At 72.1% G+C, this 16,559-nt stretch carries 16 protein-coding genes; 9 read left to right on the plus strand and 7 right to left on the minus strand.

Features of this window, described 5'->3' with window-relative positions:
* Window positions 1-292 precede the first annotated feature (292 nt).
* From ABZX30_RS03095 to ABZX30_RS03110, 4 genes are all read left to right on the plus strand, one after another.
* The gene (locus ABZX30_RS03095) at window positions 293-907 is read left to right on the plus strand and encodes a response regulator transcription factor (RefSeq protein WP_355928085.1); all 615 of its coding nucleotides are present in this window, start codon (window positions 293-295) and stop codon (window positions 905-907) included.
* A gap of 370 nt (window positions 908-1,277) precedes the next feature.
* Entirely contained in the window at window positions 1,278-2,408 is a 1,131-nt protein-coding gene (locus tag ABZX30_RS03100) for an ABC transporter ATP-binding protein (protein WP_355928087.1), read from the plus strand.
* Complete coding sequence (locus ABZX30_RS03105) at window positions 2,405-3,124, plus strand: ABC transporter permease subunit (protein WP_355928088.1); 720 nt, start codon at window positions 2,405-2,407, stop codon at window positions 3,122-3,124. Before ABZX30_RS03100 ends, ABZX30_RS03105 begins: the two co-directional genes overlap by 4 nt.
* The gene (locus tag ABZX30_RS03110) at window positions 3,121-3,789 is read left to right on the plus strand and encodes an ABC transporter permease (RefSeq protein ID WP_355928091.1); all 669 of its coding nucleotides are present in this window, start codon (window positions 3,121-3,123) and stop codon (window positions 3,787-3,789) included. The genes ABZX30_RS03105 and ABZX30_RS03110 overlap by 4 nt, the downstream gene beginning before the upstream one ends.
* Window positions 3,790-3,810: 21 nt before the next feature.
* Here ABZX30_RS03110 and ABZX30_RS03115 read toward each other — a convergent pair whose 3' ends face one another.
* Genes ABZX30_RS03115 through ABZX30_RS03130 form a run of 4 tightly spaced genes read right to left on the minus strand, consistent with a single transcriptional unit; the run spans window position 3,811 to window position 7,871 of the window.
* Complete coding sequence (locus tag ABZX30_RS03115; RefSeq protein ID WP_355928093.1) at window positions 3,811-4,413, minus strand: ATP/GTP-binding protein; 603 nt, start codon at window positions 4,411-4,413, stop codon at window positions 3,811-3,813.
* A complete protein-coding gene (locus tag ABZX30_RS03120; RefSeq protein ID WP_355928095.1) occupies window positions 4,400-4,816 on the minus strand; it encodes a DUF742 domain-containing protein in 417 nt (138 codons plus the stop codon). Before ABZX30_RS03120 ends, ABZX30_RS03115 begins: the two co-directional genes overlap by 14 nt.
* A 29-nt stretch (window positions 4,817-4,845) precedes the next feature.
* Window positions 4,846-5,322 carry a roadblock/LC7 domain-containing protein gene (locus ABZX30_RS03125; protein ID WP_355928097.1) on the minus strand — a complete coding sequence of 159 codons (477 nt, stop codon included), beginning with the start codon at window positions 5,320-5,322 and terminating at the stop codon, window positions 4,846-4,848.
* Complete coding sequence (locus tag ABZX30_RS03130; RefSeq protein ID WP_355928099.1) at window positions 5,319-7,871, minus strand: ATP-binding protein; 2,553 nt, start codon at window positions 7,869-7,871, stop codon at window positions 5,319-5,321. Before ABZX30_RS03130 ends, ABZX30_RS03125 begins: the two co-directional genes overlap by 4 nt.
* A 307-nt stretch (window positions 7,872-8,178) precedes the next feature.
* On the opposite strand from ABZX30_RS03130, the gene ABZX30_RS03135 reads away from it, so the two are divergent.
* Window positions 8,179-9,138, plus strand: coding sequence for an ABC transporter substrate-binding protein (locus ABZX30_RS03135; protein ID WP_355928102.1), 960 nt, complete (start codon window positions 8,179-8,181; stop codon window positions 9,136-9,138).
* Window positions 9,139-9,148: 10 nt separating this feature from the next.
* On the plus strand, window positions 9,149-10,681 hold the full coding sequence (locus tag ABZX30_RS03140) for an aromatic amino acid ammonia-lyase (RefSeq protein ID WP_355928104.1): 1,533 nt from the start codon (window positions 9,149-9,151) through the stop codon (window positions 10,679-10,681).
* A 137-nt stretch (window positions 10,682-10,818) separates the two neighbouring features.
* Here ABZX30_RS03140 and ABZX30_RS03145 read toward each other — a convergent pair whose 3' ends face one another.
* Together ABZX30_RS03145 and ABZX30_RS03150 are read right to left on the minus strand one after the other, a co-directional pair.
* Complete coding sequence (locus ABZX30_RS03145) at window positions 10,819-11,220, minus strand: DUF6114 domain-containing protein (protein WP_355928106.1); 402 nt, start codon at window positions 11,218-11,220, stop codon at window positions 10,819-10,821.
* The gene (locus ABZX30_RS03150) at window positions 11,220-11,912 is read right to left on the minus strand and encodes a DUF6230 family protein (RefSeq protein WP_355928108.1); all 693 of its coding nucleotides are present in this window, start codon (window positions 11,910-11,912) and stop codon (window positions 11,220-11,222) included. Before ABZX30_RS03150 ends, ABZX30_RS03145 begins: the two co-directional genes overlap by 1 nt.
* Window positions 11,913-12,509: 597 nt before the next feature.
* Between ABZX30_RS03150 and ABZX30_RS03155 the strand changes: the two genes are divergently transcribed.
* Window positions 12,510-13,166: a Tat pathway signal sequence domain protein gene (locus tag ABZX30_RS03155; protein WP_355928111.1), complete on the plus strand. Its 657-nt coding sequence runs from the start codon at window positions 12,510-12,512 to the stop codon at window positions 13,164-13,166.
* 18 nt (window positions 13,167-13,184) lie between these two features.
* On the opposite strand, the gene ABZX30_RS03160 is transcribed toward ABZX30_RS03155, so the two are convergent.
* On the minus strand, window positions 13,185-14,144 hold the full coding sequence (locus ABZX30_RS03160; protein ID WP_355928114.1) for a lytic polysaccharide monooxygenase: 960 nt from the start codon (window positions 14,142-14,144) through the stop codon (window positions 13,185-13,187).
* Window positions 14,145-14,588: 444 nt separating this feature from the next.
* On the opposite strand from ABZX30_RS03160, the gene ABZX30_RS03165 reads away from it, so the two are divergent.
* Window positions 14,589-15,236, plus strand: coding sequence for a ScbR family autoregulator-binding transcription factor (locus ABZX30_RS03165; protein ID WP_355928116.1), 648 nt, complete (start codon window positions 14,589-14,591; stop codon window positions 15,234-15,236).
* A gap of 22 nt (window positions 15,237-15,258) precedes the next feature.
* On the plus strand, window positions 15,259-16,461 hold the full coding sequence (locus ABZX30_RS03170) for a damage-control phosphatase ARMT1 family protein (RefSeq protein WP_355928118.1): 1,203 nt from the start codon (window positions 15,259-15,261) through the stop codon (window positions 16,459-16,461).
* Window positions 16,462-16,559: the final 98 nt, after the last annotated feature.

Consider the following 16,559-nt stretch of genomic DNA (forward strand, 5'->3'; position numbering starts at 1 on the left):
CAACATCATGCGGGGCGGCGGGTCCGGCCGCCGTCGCGGAGAGACCCAAGTGCGTCATGACAAAGGCGAGTTCAGCCATATAGTTACGTGATCAACACGATCTCCTCACCACCCGCGCGGAACGTGATCCATTTCACGCGCGCCGCGCGGGCGGTGAGGGCCGGTGAAACGATCCGGCCGCATCCGCGTAGTGGTTCCTCGCGAAGATCATCAGGAGGGCGGTACCGGCCGTGTCCCACAACCCCGCCCGCCCACGCACGAGGTTCTGGTCGTCTCTCTCGAGGAGGAGAAGATGAAGTCGGTGCGGGTGGCCGTGCACGCTGCGGATCCGCTCACCCACGCCGGGCTGAGGGCATGCCTGGGAAGGGAGCCGCGCCTCACGCTGTCGCCCATCGCGGAGGCCGAGACCGTCGTGGTCGCGGTGCGCGCGGTCGACAACGCGGCGCTGGACCTGTTGAGCGCCCTGTCCGCACCGGCGTGGGCGCGCTTCGTGCTCGTCGCGGACAGCGGGTGGTACGCCGACCCGGCCGCCGTCGCCGACCGCCGCGTGCGGGCGGTGCTGTGGCGTGCCGAGGCCGACGACGCGGCGCTGGTGCGCGCGGTGCGAGCCGTGGTCCAAGGCCAGGCGTGTCTGCCGCCGCTCCTCCAGGGCCGGTTGATGGACCAGCTCCAGCACCTCCAACGCGAGGTGCTCGGCCCGCGGGGACTGACCGCGTCAGGGCTCAGCCAACGGGAGATCGAGGTCCTGCGCCTGGTCTCGGAGGGCATGACCCTCTCCGAGATCGCCGCCATGCTGAGCTACTCCGAGCGCACCATCAAGAACATCCTCTCCGCCGTCCAGATCCGCCTCGGCATGCGCAATCGCGTGCACACGGTCGCGCACGCCATACGGGCCGGTCTCATCTGACGCCGGACGGCGGGTGGGCGCGTACCGCGCCGCTGCCGCGCCGGTGCCGCGCGTCCAGCCGGCCGGCCACGAGTCCGAGCCCGGGCCGCCGTCGCCGACGAGCCCGGCGAGGGTCACCGGGCCGCCACCGGAACGGGTCGGCGCGGTGCCGCTCCGGCCCGTGGCCGGTTCGGGCCCGCTCGGCCCGGTGCCCCCCCTCGGCACCGGCGGGGGTCCGCTCGGCACCGGACGAGGATCAGCGGGGCCCGCGGGCCGTCGTCCGCCAAGGTGCTGAAACACTTGAGGTCTAGACTCTTCCCGCAATGGCGTGCGCATCGACGATGTGGCCCGAACGGGCAGTTCCGGCCACACCCGAAGGGTATTCGGCGTTTTGATACGGATAGATTCAGTCACCAAGCGGTACCCGGACGGCACGATGGCGGTCGACCGGCTGTCGCTGGAGATCCCGGACCGTTCGATCACCGTCCTGGTGGGCCCCTCCGGCTGTGGCAAGACCACCACCCTCCGCATGATCAACCGGATGGTCGAACCCAGCGAGGGCACCATCCTCCTCGACGGCGTCGACATCCAGAAGCAGCCGGTCACCACGTTGCGCCGGTCGATGGGTTACGTCATCCAGAACGCCGGTCTCTTCCAGCACCGCACCATCATCGACAACATCGCCACCGTGCCCCGCCTGCTGGGCTGGAGCAAGGACAGGGCCCGGCGGCGCGCGGCGGAGCTGATGGAACGGGTGGGGCTCGACTCCGCGCTGGCCAGGCGCTACCCCTACCAGCTGTCCGGCGGGCAGCAGCAACGCGTCGGCGTGGCACGGGCGTTGGCCGCGGACCCGCCGGTGCTGCTGATGGACGAGCCGTTCTCGGCCGTCGACCCGGTGGTACGCAAGGGGCTGCAGGACGAACTGCTGCGCCTCCAGGCGGAGCTGGGCAAGACCATCGTCTTCGTCACGCACGACATCGACGAGGCCATCAAGCTGGGCACCATGGTCGCCGTGATGCGCACCGGCGGCCATCTGGCCCAGTTCGCCCCGCCCGCCGAACTCCTCTCCGCGCCCGCCGACTCCTTCGTCGAGGACTTCCTCGGCACCGACCGCGGCATCCGCCGGCTGTCCTTCTTCCCCGCCGCTCGGCTCGAGTTGCAGACCGCGCCGGTCGTCGCCGTCGACGCGAGCGCCGAGCAGATCGCCGCGCGCCGCACCGCCGACGTGCCCCACGTCCTCGTGACCGACCTCGACGGCCGGCCGCTCGGCTGGAGCAGGCCGCAGGACCTCACCGCCGGCACGATCGCGACCGAGCGGCTGCTGCCGTACGGCCGGCCGTTCGTCCCGGACACGGACTCGCTGCGGGCCGCGCTCGACTGCGCGGTGCTCTCCCCGACCGGCTGGGCGGTCGGCGTCGACGGCACCGGGCGGGTCGTCGGCGTCGTCTCGCAGCAGGTCATCGGCGAGGCCATCCGCAGCGCCCACGCCGCGGCACCCACCGCCGCGAAGGTGGCCGGATGAGCGGCGGCCTCTTCCACCTGCCGAGCGACCTGCAGAACAGCTACACGGGCCTGATCGGGCTGCACCTGCGCGAGGCCCTGCTGCCGGTGCTGGCCGGCCTGCTGGTGGCGCTGCCGGTCGCCCAGCTGTGCGTGCGGCTGCGCTGGCTGTACGCGCCCGTGCTGTGGGTGACGACCGTGCTGTACGCGATCCCGTCGCTCGCCTTCTTCGTCGTGCTCATCGACTACACGGGCCAGACCGAGACCACGGTGATGATCCCGCTGGCCGTCTACAGCCTGGTCGTCCTCGTCCCGGCGATCGTCGACGCCGTCCGCTCGGTACCGCAGGAGACCCTCGCCGCCGCCACCGCGATGGGCTTCGGGCCCCTGCGCCGCTACGTGCAGGTGCAGTTGCCGATCGCGGTGCCCGCCATCCTCGCGGGACTGCGGGTCGCCACCGTCTCGAGCATCTCCCTCGTCAGCGTCGGCGCGCTCATCGGCAACCAGGGCGCGCTCGGCAACCTGCTCCACGACGGCATGGTCTACCACCAGCCGCGCCTGGTCTGGCTCTCCGTCATCGGCACGGCCGTCCTGGCCGTCCTCGCGGACGCGGTACTGGTCGTCGTGCGCCTGCTCCTGACGCCCTGGATGCCGCGCGGCACCCGCAGGGCCCGTCCCGTCGACACCGAGACCCGGCCCGAACCGGCCGCGGCCGCCCTGGAGGACGCCGTCCGATGAACGTGCTCCACTTCGTCAACGCCTTCTTCAGCGACGGCTCCCACTGGCACGGGTACGACGGCATCCCCACCCGGCTGCGCGAGCACGTCCAGTACTCGCTGATCGCCCTGGCCATCGCCGCCGCCATCGGGCTGCCGGTGGGTCTGCTCACCGGTCACACCGGACGCGGCGGCAACGTCCTGGCCCTCATCGCCACCGCCGCCCGGGCGCTGCCCAGCTTCGGCCTGCTGGTGCTGATGTTCGTCCTGATCGGCTTCGGCCTGGTGCCCGTCATGATCCCGCTGGTCGCGCTCGCCGTCCCGCCGGTCCTCGTGACGACGTACGAGGCGATGCGTTCCGTCGACCCCTCCCCGGTGGACGCCGCCCGGGGCATGGGCATGGGGGAGCCGCGGATCCTGTTCCAGGTGGAACTGCCGGTCGCGCTCCCCCTGATCCTCAGCGGGCTGCGCTCGGCGGCCATCCAGATCGTCTCCACGGCGACCATCGCCGCCTACGTCAGCCTCGGCGGGCTGGGACGGTACGTGATCGACGGCCTCTACCAGCGCGATTACGAGAAGGTGGTGGGCGGCGCCACCCTGGTGGCCGTGCTCGCCCTGGTCACCCTCACGCTCTTCTCGGCGCTGAACAGGATCACCGTGTCCCCCGGCGTCCGCCGCGCGGGCTGAGCCCGCGCCGGCGCCGGGGGACTAGCGAGCCTCGGTGCGGGCCAGCGCCAGCTCCAGTACGACGAGCAGCGCGTCCCGCACCGAGCCGCGTTCGCGGGCGTCGAAGACCAGCACGGGGACACCGTCGGTGACGTCGAGCGCCCAGCGGACCTCGTCCAGGGTGTGCTCCACCTTCCCGTCGAAGGCGTTGACCGCCACCGCGAACGGGATGCCCTTGTGCTCGAAGTAGTCGACGGCGGCGTAGCAGTCGTCCAGCCGGCGGGTGTCGACGATGACGAGTCCGCCGACCGCGCCCTCGACGATGTCGTCCCACATGAACCCGAACCGTTCCTGCCCGGGCGTGCCGAACAGGTACAGCTTGAGCGTCGGGTCGATGGTGAGGCAGCCGAAGTCCATCGCCACCGTGGTGGTGGTCTTGCGCGGGGTGAGCGTGAGGTCGTCCACCCCCGCCGCGACCTCCGTGATGGAGGCCTCGGTGGTCAGCGGCTCGATCTCCGAGATCGCGCCCACGGCGGTGGTCTTGCCCACGCCGAAGCCGCCCGCGATCACCATCTTCACCGGCAGCGGCGGCCGTACGCCCGTCCGCGCGGCCGGGCCGCCGGTCGGAGCTTCAGTCGGTGTCACTCAGTACCCCCCGGGAGTCGGGGATGGCGCGAAGGCCATCGATAACCCTGCGCAGGACGGACGCGTCGTGGATGGCGTCGGTGTCCGGCACGTACACCGTCAACTGCCCGGCCGCGCGCAGATCCTCGGCCAGGACGCGGACCACGTTGAGGTGCAGTCGCAGCCGGGCCGCCAGCTCCGCGATCGACTGCGGGAGCCGGCAGGCGGCGACGATGTCGTGCCGTTCGAAGGAGAGCCGGTCGAGCGCCTCGAGGCCTTCGGCGGTGGCCACCACCTGGGTCTCGACGGGCACCGTCCGGCCGGAGCCGCTGTCCGCGACCCGCCCGGCGGTGACCAGGAACGGCCGTACGGCGGGGACGGGGCCGACCGGGTCGGGGCCCGGGGGCGGGATGCCGTCCGCCATGACTGCGTGTCTTCCTCTCGGCAGGCCGGTCAGCGCGTGGACGGGACGCCGACGGTGTTCTTCAGCTCGAGCACCAGCTGCGGGCTGAGCGCGGCACCGGCCCGGTTGGCGAACAGCGTCATCTCGTACGCGATGTTGCCGAGCTTGGCCTCCTTGTCGGCGACCACGCCGAGGACGGCGCCGCTGCCGATCGCCGAGACGATGACATGGCCGCCCTCCAGGTCGATGATGACCTTGTTGAGGCCGCCCAGCCCGTAGTTGCCGGAGGCTCCGGCGGCCAGGCTGGTGATGCCGGAGACGATGGCGCCCAGCCGCTCGGAGTGGGCGCGTTCGCGCAGCTCCGACACGGCGATGAGCAGCCCGTCGGAGGACACGGCGATGGCGTCCACGACTCCCGCGGTCTCGGTGGCGAATCGGTTGAGCAGCCAGTTGAAGTCGGCTGCGGCTGCCTGCAGATCGGTCGGCGGGGTGCCGCCCGTCGGGGTGTCACCTGTCGACGTGCTCACTGCTCGGCTCCTTCCGGATGGTGGTTCTGGTGGTGCGCGTGATGCGTCGTCCGGGCCCCGCCGGTCAGGCCGGGGCGCGGGAAGTCTCCGGTGTCGCTGTCCCGCCGGGCGCGTTCCACCGCGGCCTCGAACTCGTCCAGCGCGTCCCGCACGGCCTCGGCGTCGGCGGTCCGCGCCGTCTGCGGCACGACCTGCGCGGCACCGGCGGTGGTCTGGAGCGTCGCTCCGCGCACGCGGCGGCGCAGGGGGCGGGCGGCGTCCGGGGCGCCGTCGTCGGACGCGGCGGCGCCGGTGTGGGCGCCCGGGACGCGCGGTTCCTCGCCGTCCGCGTCCGCCGTCTCGCGGCGGGGCACCCTGCGGGGAAGCGGGGAGGGGTGGTCCTGGCCCCGGGCCGTGTCCGGGGAGGCGGCGAGAGCGCGGCCGTGCCCGGCGGGCGGTTCCGCCTTCGCCGAGCCGCCGGGTTCGCCGGGCACGGGACGGGTGGCCCGGCCCGGCCCACCGGAGCGCGAGCCGGAGCCGGCCGCTGCGCCGACCGGGGTACCGGAGGGCACGGGAGCACTGCCCGCGGCCGGTGCGCCGGTGAGCGCCGGCGCACCGGACGACCCGGCCGGGTCGCCGGCGGTCACCGTCAGCAACAGCCGTGCCGGCAGGGTCACTTCCGCCGTCACACCCCCGCCGGGGGTACGGGACAGCTCGACCCCGATCTCCCAGCGGCGCGCGAGCGTGCCGACCACGAACAGGCCCAGCACCTTGGTGGGTACGACGTCCAGGCGCTCGCGGCGGATCAGCCGGGCGTTCTCCTCGGCGAGGCGTTCGGCGCTCATGCCGAGGCCGTGGTCGGTGATCACGACGTGGGTGCCCTCGGCGCCGGACCGGATCGACACCTCGACGGGGCTGCCCGCGGGCGAGAACGACACCGCGTTCTCCAGGAGTTCGGCCACCATGAGGGTGAGGTCGCCGACGATGTCGGGCTCGACCACCGCGTCCGCCGCGGCGTTCAGCCGCACCCGCTGGTAGCCCTCGATCTGCCCGAGCGCGGCTCGTACGACGTTGCTGAGCGGGGTTGGCCCGGCGTCCAGGACCGTCTCCCGGATACCGGCCAGCAGCATCAGACTGTCGGCGTTGCGACGCAGGCGCACGGCGATGTGGTCGATGGAGTAGAGCCGCTCCAGCAGCGCCGGGTCGGTCTCGCCCCGCTCCACCGCGTCGATCAGCGCCAGCTGCCGGGTGGTCAGATTGCTGACGCGGCGGCCGACGTTGCCGAACATCTCCGCGACGTTGCGCCGGCTGTGCACCTGCCGCTCCAGCAGGGCGGCCGCGGTGGTCTGCACGCGGTTGAAGGCGTCGGCGAGGTCGCCGATCTCGTCGCGGGCGGTGACGGGCACGTCCCGCAGCCGGGGCGGTCCGTCGTCCTCGGCGTCGTCGTCGGCCACCCGGGCCAGCTCCCGGCCGGCCACGTCCGCGACCTCCTGTGCCACTCCGGTGAGGGCCTGCACGGGCCGGATCACCGAACGGCGGACCACGAAGGAGAAGGCGAGCCACAGGGCGAAGCCGATCAGCGCGATGCTCAGCAGCAGCCCGGCCCGCCACTGGGCGGAGCTGGACGCCTCGTCGGCCCGGTCGGCGATCCGGCCGATCAGCGAGGTGGTGATCTTCAGCCGGGCCGCGGCCTGTGCCGGGTAGTCGGGGTAGTCGCTCAGCGCGTCCTTGACCGCCGCGCGGATCGCCGCCTGGCTGCCGGCCTCCAGCTTGCCGGGTTCGATCTGCAGCTCCGCGTACGACTCGGCGATGTTGCGCTGCGCCGGGGTGTGCTCGATCCCGGCCAGCGTCTCCGCCTGGTCCTCGCTGGCGAACCGGGCGAACCGGTCCGCCTGGTGGTCGTACTGGTCGTAGGCGCCGACCGCGCCTGTGAACTCGATCAGCGCGTTGGTGTCCCCGGTGGTCGCGGAGAACACGCTGGTCTCGAAGGAGCTGTGGGCGGCGTCCGCGCGCAGCAGCGAGTCCAGCAGGTTGCCGGTGAAGGTCGAGGCGAGGGACGCGTTGCGGTCCAGGCCCAGCCCGTCGATCAGGTCCTGGGCGGCGTTGGTGTACGCCGGGTCGATGTTGTCGGCCGGGAGGTAGCCCGCCTCGATGGTCCGGCGCAGGCTGGACAGGCCCTCTATCTGGAGCAGGGCCTGCGCCTCGGTGTCCGCGAGCCGGTCGCCGAAGGTGTCGCGCACCTTCTGCACCTGGGTGTTCACCGCGTTCTGCGCGGCGAGGTAGTCGTGCGGCGAGGGGGTGCCGCTGCCTGCCTCGTAGCGCACGGAGAGCAGGACGGCCTGCTGGTGCTCGGCCTCCACCAGGTTCGCCAGCCGGGCGACCTGGGCGCTGTCGCGCACCAGTTGCGCCGCCGTCCGGGCGGTGACGGACTGCTGGACGAGGTCGGTGATGAGATAGGACAGCAATACGGCGATCACCGCGAGCGGCACGCCGACCAGGACGTTCAGCTTGCGCCGGAAGGGCCAGCGGTCGGCAAAGCCCAGGGTGTGCGCGTCCACAGTCGTGGACACCGGGCCTCCTTGGTAGGGGTGTCTCCACCCGAACTGATGCGAAGCGACACCGAAGCGGGCCCCGTACACCGCTGTGACCGACGTCAACTGCGGTGAGACTACAACGTCCCAGAAGTGTTGATCAGCTCACTCGATGTCAAGAATCCGTTACAAGATGACCGCATGTACTACACAACTAGCCACCAAGTGAAGCCAATCGGTGACCATGAGACTCTTGACTGACTGAGAACCGCCTGGATTGGATCAGTCACAGAGCGGTCCACCGCTGCACGTCGTCCACCGCACCATCTGATCCCGGAACGGAACCGTGACTTCCTACACCCACACCAGCAGGTCATCCCGGAGACACCACGGCGCCGCGATCATCGCGCTGGCCGCGGCAACGGCCCTGCTGGCGGGCTGTTCCTCCTCCTCCGACAAGTCCGACGACCCGCTCGCGGGCGAGAAGGCGAGCGGCGGCACCGTCGTCGTCGGATCCAACAACTTCCCCGAGAGCATCCTGATCGCCGACATCTACGGCGAGGCTCTGAAGGCCAAGGGAATCAAAGTCAGTTACAAGCCCAACATCGGCAGCCGCGAGACGACCTACGGCCTGATCAAGAACGGCACCATCTCGGTCCTGCCCGAGTACAACGGCGCGTTGCTGGCCTACCTCGACCCGAAGGCCACCCCGAAGACCGTCGAGGCGACCACCGCCGCGATCGAGGCCAAGCTCGACTCCAAGCTCGCGCTGCTCAAGCCGGCTTCGGCGCAGGACAAGGACTCCGTCACCGTCAACAAGGAGACGGCCGCCAAGTACAACCTCACCGCCGACTCCTCCATCGCCGACCTCAAGGACGCCGCGAAGGACCTGGTCATCGGCGGCTCGCCGGAGTTCCAGACCCGGCAGCAGGGTCTGCTCGGCCTGAAGTCCGTGTACGGGCTGGAGTTCAAGACCTTCAAGGCGCTGGACGCGGGTGGCCCGCTGACCCTGGCGGCGCTGAAGAAGAACACCGTGCAGGCCGCGGACATCTTCACCACGGACCCGGCGATCTCCAAGGAGAAGTTCGTCGTCCTCCAGGACCCGAAGAACCTCTTCGGCTTCGAGAACGTGCAGCCGCTGGTCTACAAGAGCGCGCTGAGCCAGAAGGGCGCCGACACCCTCGACGCCGTCTCGGCCAAGCTCGACACGAAGACGCTGCTGGACCTCGACACCCAGGTGCAGTCGCAGAACAAGGACCCGCTGGACGTCGCCAAGGCCTGGCTGAAGTCGGCCGGCCTCGACTGACCTCCGGCCCTTGGACACGACCGCCGACGGAACGACGCGGGTGCCCCCGGACGCCGGGGACACCCGCGTCGTGCTCGACGGCCGCGGCCTCGGCCTGACCGGGATCGTCCGGCTCGCCGACGCCGCCGCCGACCCCGCCGTACCGCCCGCGGCGCTTCAGCGGGTGCGCCACGCCTGGGAGACCGCGGGCGGGCTGGCGGCCACCGGCCTGCTGTACGGGCGCGGCACCGGCGTCGGCGCCCACCGCTCGGTGCCGGTCGACCCGGACGACGAGACCGGGCACGGGCTGCGGCTGCTGCGCAGCCACGCGGGCGGCGCGGGCCCGCTCCTGCCCGCCCGTCAGACCCGGGCCATGCTCGCCGTCCGCGCCAACCAGCTGCTCGCCGGCGGCTCCGGCATCCACCCCGCCTTCGTCACCGCCCTCACCGAGGCACTCCGCCTCGGCGTCCACCCCGCGATCAACGAATACGGCGGTCTCGGCACCGGCGACCTGACCGCCCTGGCCCAGACGGGCCTGACCCTGATCGGGGAACGGCCCTGGCTGACCTCGGCGGCGGAGGGCGGTGGCCACCCCCGCCCGGACACCCCGCCGGGCACGCCGCCCCTGCCGGCTCCCGTGACGCTCGGGCCCGGGGACGCGCTCGCGCTGCTGAGCAGCAACGCCCTCGCGCTCGGCCGGGCCGCGCTCGCCGCGCACGAGGCCGATGTGCTGCTGCGGGCCGGCCACGCGGTCGCCGCCCTCTCGCTGGCCGCCGTCTCCGGCTCCGCGGAGGCCTTTGCCGCCGAGGTGCACGCCCTGCGGCCCTACCCCGGCCCGGCCCGCGCGGCCGCCGAGGTGCGGCGGCTGCTCGGCATGCCCGAGCGGCCGCGCGGCGCCGGGCGCCGGATCCAGGACCCGTACGGGTTCCGTGCCTTCCCGCAGGTGCACGGCGCCGCCCTCGAGGCCTTCGACAGACTGCGCCGGATCATCGAGGTCGAGGTCAACTGCCCGTCGGAGAACCCGGTCTTCGCCCCGGACGGCCGCGCCTACCACCACGGCGGGTTCTTCGCGGCCCCGCTCGGGCAGGCCCTGGACGCGCTGAACCTGGCCGTGCTGCAGACGGCCCAGCTCTCCGCCGCCCGCCTCGCCGCGCTCGGCCGCACCGACCTCACGGGCCTGCCCGCGTTCCTCGCCGCCGGGCCCGCCGGCAGCTCCGGCACGATGATCCTGGAGTACACGGCCAACTCCGCGCTCGCCGAGATGCGTTCGTGTGCCGCGCCCGCCTCCGCCGGGCACGCCGTCCTCTCGCACGGTCTGGAGGAGGCCGCCAGCTTCGCCGGCCAGGCCGCCCGGCAGACCGGCCGGTCCGTCGCCGCCCACGTCACCGTCCTGGCCTGTGAACTCGTCGCCGCCGTACGGGCCCTGCGGCTGCTGCCGGTACCCCCTCCCGTCCCCGCCTTCGCCGTGGCCGCCGCCGCCCTCCCGCCCGACACGGAGGACCGCCCGCTGACCGGGGACGTCACGGCGGCGGCCGAACTGCTGCCGGTGCTCGCCACGTTGTGAGATCCCGCGGCGCGGGGCGGCGGCGCCCGGCGGCCCGGTGTGTGAACTCCGCGACGAGGGGCGACCGTTCCGCGTCCGGCGCACGCGCCGCACGGCCGGGTGCACCGCACCCGGCCGTGTCCGGTACGCCGATGAGGTCAGGCGACCTGGGCCGGAGCCTGCCGGTCCTTCCGCTTCCGCTCGCGGCGGCTCACACGGGGTTCCTGGTCCGGGAGCCAGCCGAAGGTCATGCAGCTGCCGGTGACGCCGAGGAGGAGGCCGACGAAGAAGCCCCCCATGTTCGAGGTGAGCCAGGTGCCCAGGGAGAGCAGGACTCCGGTGACGGAGTAGAAGAGCCGCTGGGCCGGGCTGAAGACGACGAGCAGCCCGACGACCAGCATCAGGGTCGGCAGGAGGTAACCCGCCAGGCCCTGGATGCCGATGTGCAGGACGACGGGAAGCGGTGCCTTCATGGTCACCAGGATCTCGGCGCCGCCCAGCACCAGCAACAGGCCCCCGATGAAGGGCCGGTCCTTCTTCCACTCCCGGAAACGGTCCATCACGAGCAGCCGTCGCTGTCGAACCGCATGTGCAGGTCGGGGAGCTTGAAGACGCCCGCGGTGGCGGCGTAGTTGTGCTGGTACAGGTTGTTGATGACGACCCCGTCGGCCTGCTGGCCGTAGACGCCCTTGGGGCCCTGGACCCCGGCCTTGTCGAAGGTGCTGGCGTCGCGGCCGATCTCGATGTTGTTGAACGAGGCGTCGCCCTTGATGTCGTCGGAGTCGATGGCCAGGTTCGACACCTTCACCGGCGTGGACCCGGTGCCGGCGGTGAGGACGAGCTGGATGCCGCCGAGGTCGACGCTCTGGCACATGTTGGTGATCTTGCCGTCCTTCACCACCGAGGTGACGACCAGCTCCTGGCCGCCGGTGTCGCCGGCGTTGGGGCTGTTCTCGATCATGTTGTCCAGCGCGCCGAACTGCTCGAAGCCCGTGCCCTCGAGCTTGTCGGCGGTGACCACGAACGGCATGCCGGAGATGAAGAACTGAACGCCCAGGGCGCCCTGCGAGGTGAGGATCGCGAGTCCTGCGGTGACCGCGGCGGCGGGCACCGCCATCACCGCGGCCCGGCGCAGCCGGACCCGCCCTCCTCTCCCGGCCCTCCCGGTGGCTTCGGAGGTTTCGGGTGCGGAACCTGTTTCGGGGTTCTCCGGTGTGTTGTCGGCGGACGAGAGGTCCGGGGACGAGGCCATGTCTGCTCCCATGGGCATAGTCATGCGGGTTGGGCTCGTGGCGCGTTGTCCTGGCGCGGACATCGGCTGCGGCGCACGCCTCCTCGCACTCCCGGCGATTGCAAGGACTTTCACGTTACGCAGCAGTAGCCTCCGAGGAAGTTACCGGGGGTTACATGAGGGGTCAAGAGAGTTGTGAAAAAAGAGTGTCGATTATGAGCCGCTGGCTTTCAAGTGCGACAACTCGCTTGATCGACCTTGACGTTGACTGATCCTCAGGTCTACAACTGCCCTGGCTCAACCGGATCCGTGGCGCCGGATCCGCCGTGCGGCACCGTAGGTCGTCTCCATGGGTGTTCCCGGCACGGCACTCCACGCCGCCACCTCTCGCAAGCGCGGTCCCGGCACAGGCCCTTCCCCGTCTCTCGGCCCGTGCCCCGGTCCGCCCCCGTCCGGCCCGGCCGGAAGTCTCCTCCCGAGACTCCGGCCGGTGTCCAGCAGCCGTTGCCGGTCCGTCACGTACGGAGAAGGCGTCACGGACCGGCAACGGCCGGCGCCCAGCGCGCCCCGACCCCCCACCTCACCCTCACGCCCCCCACTCGGAAAGAAGGCACCCGCATGCGCACCCGTACCCTCGTCACCCTCGCCGGAGCCGTCGCCGCCCTCGCGCTCCCGCTGGCCGCCGTGCCCGCCTCCGCGGACGGCACCGCGGTGCTGACCACCGGCAGCACCGGTGGCACGCCCGTCGCGGTCGGCGACGTGCTCACCGCTCCGCTGGCGAGCGGCACCTCGGCCACGCTCTACTCCAGCGCGACCGGCACCAGCGGCGTGACGTGCACGTCGTCGCAGTTCACCGCCACCGTCACGGACAACCCCGGCGCGCCCGGCACGGCCACCGAGTCGGTCGGCGCGCAGACCTTCGACTCCAGCAGCTGCACCAGCAACGTCCTCGGTGTCACCGGCGTCACCAGCATCACGGTGGACAACCTGCCCTACACCACCACCGTGGCCTCCGACGGCACGCTCACCGTGCTCCCGGCGAGCGGGTCCACCATCCAGACCACCGTCAAGCTGAAGACGCTGCTGGGCTCCATCAGCTGTGTCTACCAGGCGGCCAGCCTCACCGGTACGGCCGACAACAGCGACAACAGCATCAACTTCACCAACCAGCAGTTCACGAAGACCTCCGGCTCCTCGCTGTGCTTCGCCAGCGGCTACTTCACCGCCAAGTACGCCCCGGTCACCGACTCGGGCGCCTCGGTCTACGTCAACTGAGTCTCACAGCCAAGGCGTTCACCGCCGACGCAGACGCACGGCGAGGGCGGCGCCCCCGGTGAGCACCAGCACCGCGGCGGCGCCGCCCGCGAGCAGCGGTGCGGAGGGCCCTGAGCCGGCGTCGGTGGTGGAGGCCACCGGAGTGCTGTCGGCGGCGCCCCCCTCGGTCCGGGGGGCGGCCGTCGGCTCACCGGTCGCGGTACCGGTCGCGGTACCGGTCGTCTCCGCGGACGCCGGCCGTCCGGAGGCGCCGGCCGCCGGCCGGGACGCCTTCCCGGTCGCCGCGGCGGCCGGAGCCGGAGCCGAGGGCGACGCGGTGCCGGCCCTGCCCGCCTCCGCCTTCGGGAAGACCACGTCGGAACACGAGTAGTAGGTGTCCGGCGTACTGCTGTTCTGCCAGATCGTGTAGAGCACCTGACGCCCCGTCCGGTCCGACGGCAGCGTGGCCGTGATGCGGTAGGAGCCGTCGGTCAGCGCCGGGTCCGTGACCTGGGCGAAGGGTTGCGAGGGCAGGTCGGACCAGCGCAACGGCCTGGACGGGTCGTAGCCGGGCTTGGTCAGGTAGAGCTTGAACGTGCCGGCGTGCGGAATCGTCGAGGCGTACCTCATCGTCAGCCTGGCGCCCGGGGCCAGCCGGGTCGACGGCCAGTCCGTACGGGCCAGGTCGAGCCCCTTGTAGGCGGGCAGGCCGCCGCTGCACAGCTTCCCGTCCGCGATCACCTGCCGGTCCCGGCCGTTCACGCCCGCCACCCGCAGGTTGTCCCACATCGTGAAGGGCGTCCCGTTGGCGGCGACAGCCGCCCGGCACGCCGCGGACCGGGCCGCGCCGCCACCGTCGGGGGAGCAGGCGTACACCCGGCTGACCGGGTCGGTCGGCGCGCCGTGCGCCTGTGCCGGTCCCGCCGCCCCCAGCGACAGCAGGGCCGAGGCCGCCGCGGCGGCCCCCGTGACCCTCACGTGTGCGGTCATCCGACTCATCGCAGGACGCCTCCTCGGCGGCGCGGCAACGGGTTGTCCGGTGCAGTACGGGAAACGGGGCGCCGGCGTTCAGTTCGGCCCGCCGTGTGCGGGTCCGCCGGACCACAGGGCCGGTCGGTGCAGACACGCACCGACCGGCCCGTCCGTTTGAGGTCCCATTGAGAACCGCCCGACCTCCTCGTATCGTGGCGATCACGGGCGCGGGGGTCCGATCGCTCGGCATGGCCTCCGGAAGACGGCAAAAGCCGAGGGAGGAGCCTCGATTGGCATCGTCCGCTTACTGACCTTCACCGGCCCCGGGACGGCTCTGTACCGGGCTTGCACGCGTCGCTCACCGACTCTGCACATATCTGATTCGTTGGCGCAGGGTGAGTTATCGTGTGCACGGGGTAAAAAACAAACGGCACGTCCCGTACGTTTCTGACTTCAAGGAGTGTCCAGCAGATGGCGAGGCAGTTACGCGCCGAGCAGACCCGGACGACGATCATCACGGCCGCGGCCGACCTGTTCGACCGTCATGGCTACGAATCGACCAGCCTGAGCGACATCGTCGAGCACGCCCAAGTCACCAAGGGCGCGCTCTACTTCCACTTCGCGGCCAAGGAGGACCTGGCCCGCGCCGTCATGGAGCTGCAGGCCCGGGCGTCGCGGCAGGTGGCGCAGGAGGTGGAGAGCCGCGGCTGCTCCTCGCTCGAGTTCCTGATCCGCCTCACGTTCGGGATCGCCCGCCTCGCGGTCGAGGACCCGATCCCCCGGGCGGGACTCCGCCTGGCCACCGCGGACGTGGCGGTCCGGCCGCCGATGAAGCACCCGTTCTCGGAATTGCTGGAGCTCTCCACCCGCAAACTCATCGGCGCGGTCAGGGAGTCCGACCTGCACCCGGACATCGATGTGGACGCCGCCGCCCACTCCCTCGTGTACTTCTTCGTCGGCACCCGGATCGCCGGCCGCTCCCTCGACCCCGACGGACGGCTGCCCCGCAGGGTCGCCGAGATGTGGCACCTGATGATCCGGGGCCTGGTGCCGGTACCCCGGCGCGCCCGCTACCTGACCCTCACCACCCAGCTGGAACGGGAGACCAGAACCGGCTGACCCGCGGGGTACGGTGACGCGTATGCCCGACACCCCCGCCGCCCCCGTGATCCTCGGCGACGAACCCGGCTCCTTCCCGCGCAGCGTCCTGGCCGAGCGGCATCCCGCGATCATCCGGCAGGTACGCGAGGCCTTCCCGTACGGCCCCGGTCAGCACCGCGCGCTGGACGCGCTGCTGAAGAGCTGCACCGAGGGCGTCATCGAGCCGCTGCCCGCCGACGCGCCCGACCGCGACCGGTGGCGGGCCTGGGGCGCGGACACCTGGACCGGCCGCTCCTGGTTCGACGTGCCCTGGCTGTGGTCGGAGAGCCACTTCTACCGCCGGCTCCTCGACGCCGTCGCCTACTTCGGCACCGGTCCCTGGGCGGGCATCGACCCCTTCCGGCCCTTCAAGCGCGCCGAACTCGACGCGCAGGAGACGGACGGGGAACTGGCCGCGCTCGACGCGCTCGAGGACCTGCCGGCCGAGGAACGGGCCCGCGCCCTGCTGCACGGCTCGCTCTGGGGCAACCGCGCCGACCTGGGCTTCCGCCTCTCCGCCGCGGGCGCCGGGACCCGGGAAGCGGTCCCCGCCCTGGTGGCGGACGACAGCGACGCCCTGTGGTCCCTGCTGCCCGCCTCCGGGACCGGCACGCTCTGCCTGGTCGCGGACAACGCGGGCCGGGAACTCGTCCCCGACCTGCTCCTGATCGCCCACCTCCTCGCCGAGGGCCGCGTCGCACGGGCCGTACTGCACGTCAAGCCCCACCCGTACTACGTCTCCGACGCCACCACCGCCGATGTGGTGGACGCCCTGCGCCGGCTCACCTCGGCGCAGGGCGCGGCGGCCGGACACGGAAGGCGCCTGTGGGCGGCCATGGCCGACGGACGGCTCTCGGTGCGCGCCCACCCCTTCTCCTGCGCCCCGCTGCCGTACGCGGACATGCCGGACGACCTGCGTGCCGAGTTCGCCGCCGCGACCCTGACCGTGGTCAAGGGCGACCTCAACTACCGGCGCCTGGTCGGCGACCGGCGATGGCCGCCGACCACGCCCTTCCGGGACGTCACCGGGTACTTCCCGGGCCCGGTCGCCGCGCTGCGCACGCTGAAGTCCGACGTGATCACCGGCCTGGACGCGGGCACCGAGGCGGCCCTGGTCGCCGCGCAGGGCCGGCGCTGGCGCACCGCGGGCACACACGCGCTGATCCAGGTCGGCGGGAGGCCGGCCGGCCCGCAGCGGCAGTGACGTGACCGGCGGGAGCGCGGTGCCGCCCCGGAAGGTGCCGTTTTCCCCGCCGTTTCACGCGATGGTGTGATCATGTGCCGCGCCCCGGATGCCTGGTG

Source organism: Streptomyces sp. NPDC004542 (genome assembly GCF_040610035.1).
In the GTDB taxonomy this organism is placed as follows: domain Bacteria; phylum Actinomycetota; class Actinomycetes; order Streptomycetales; family Streptomycetaceae; genus Streptomyces.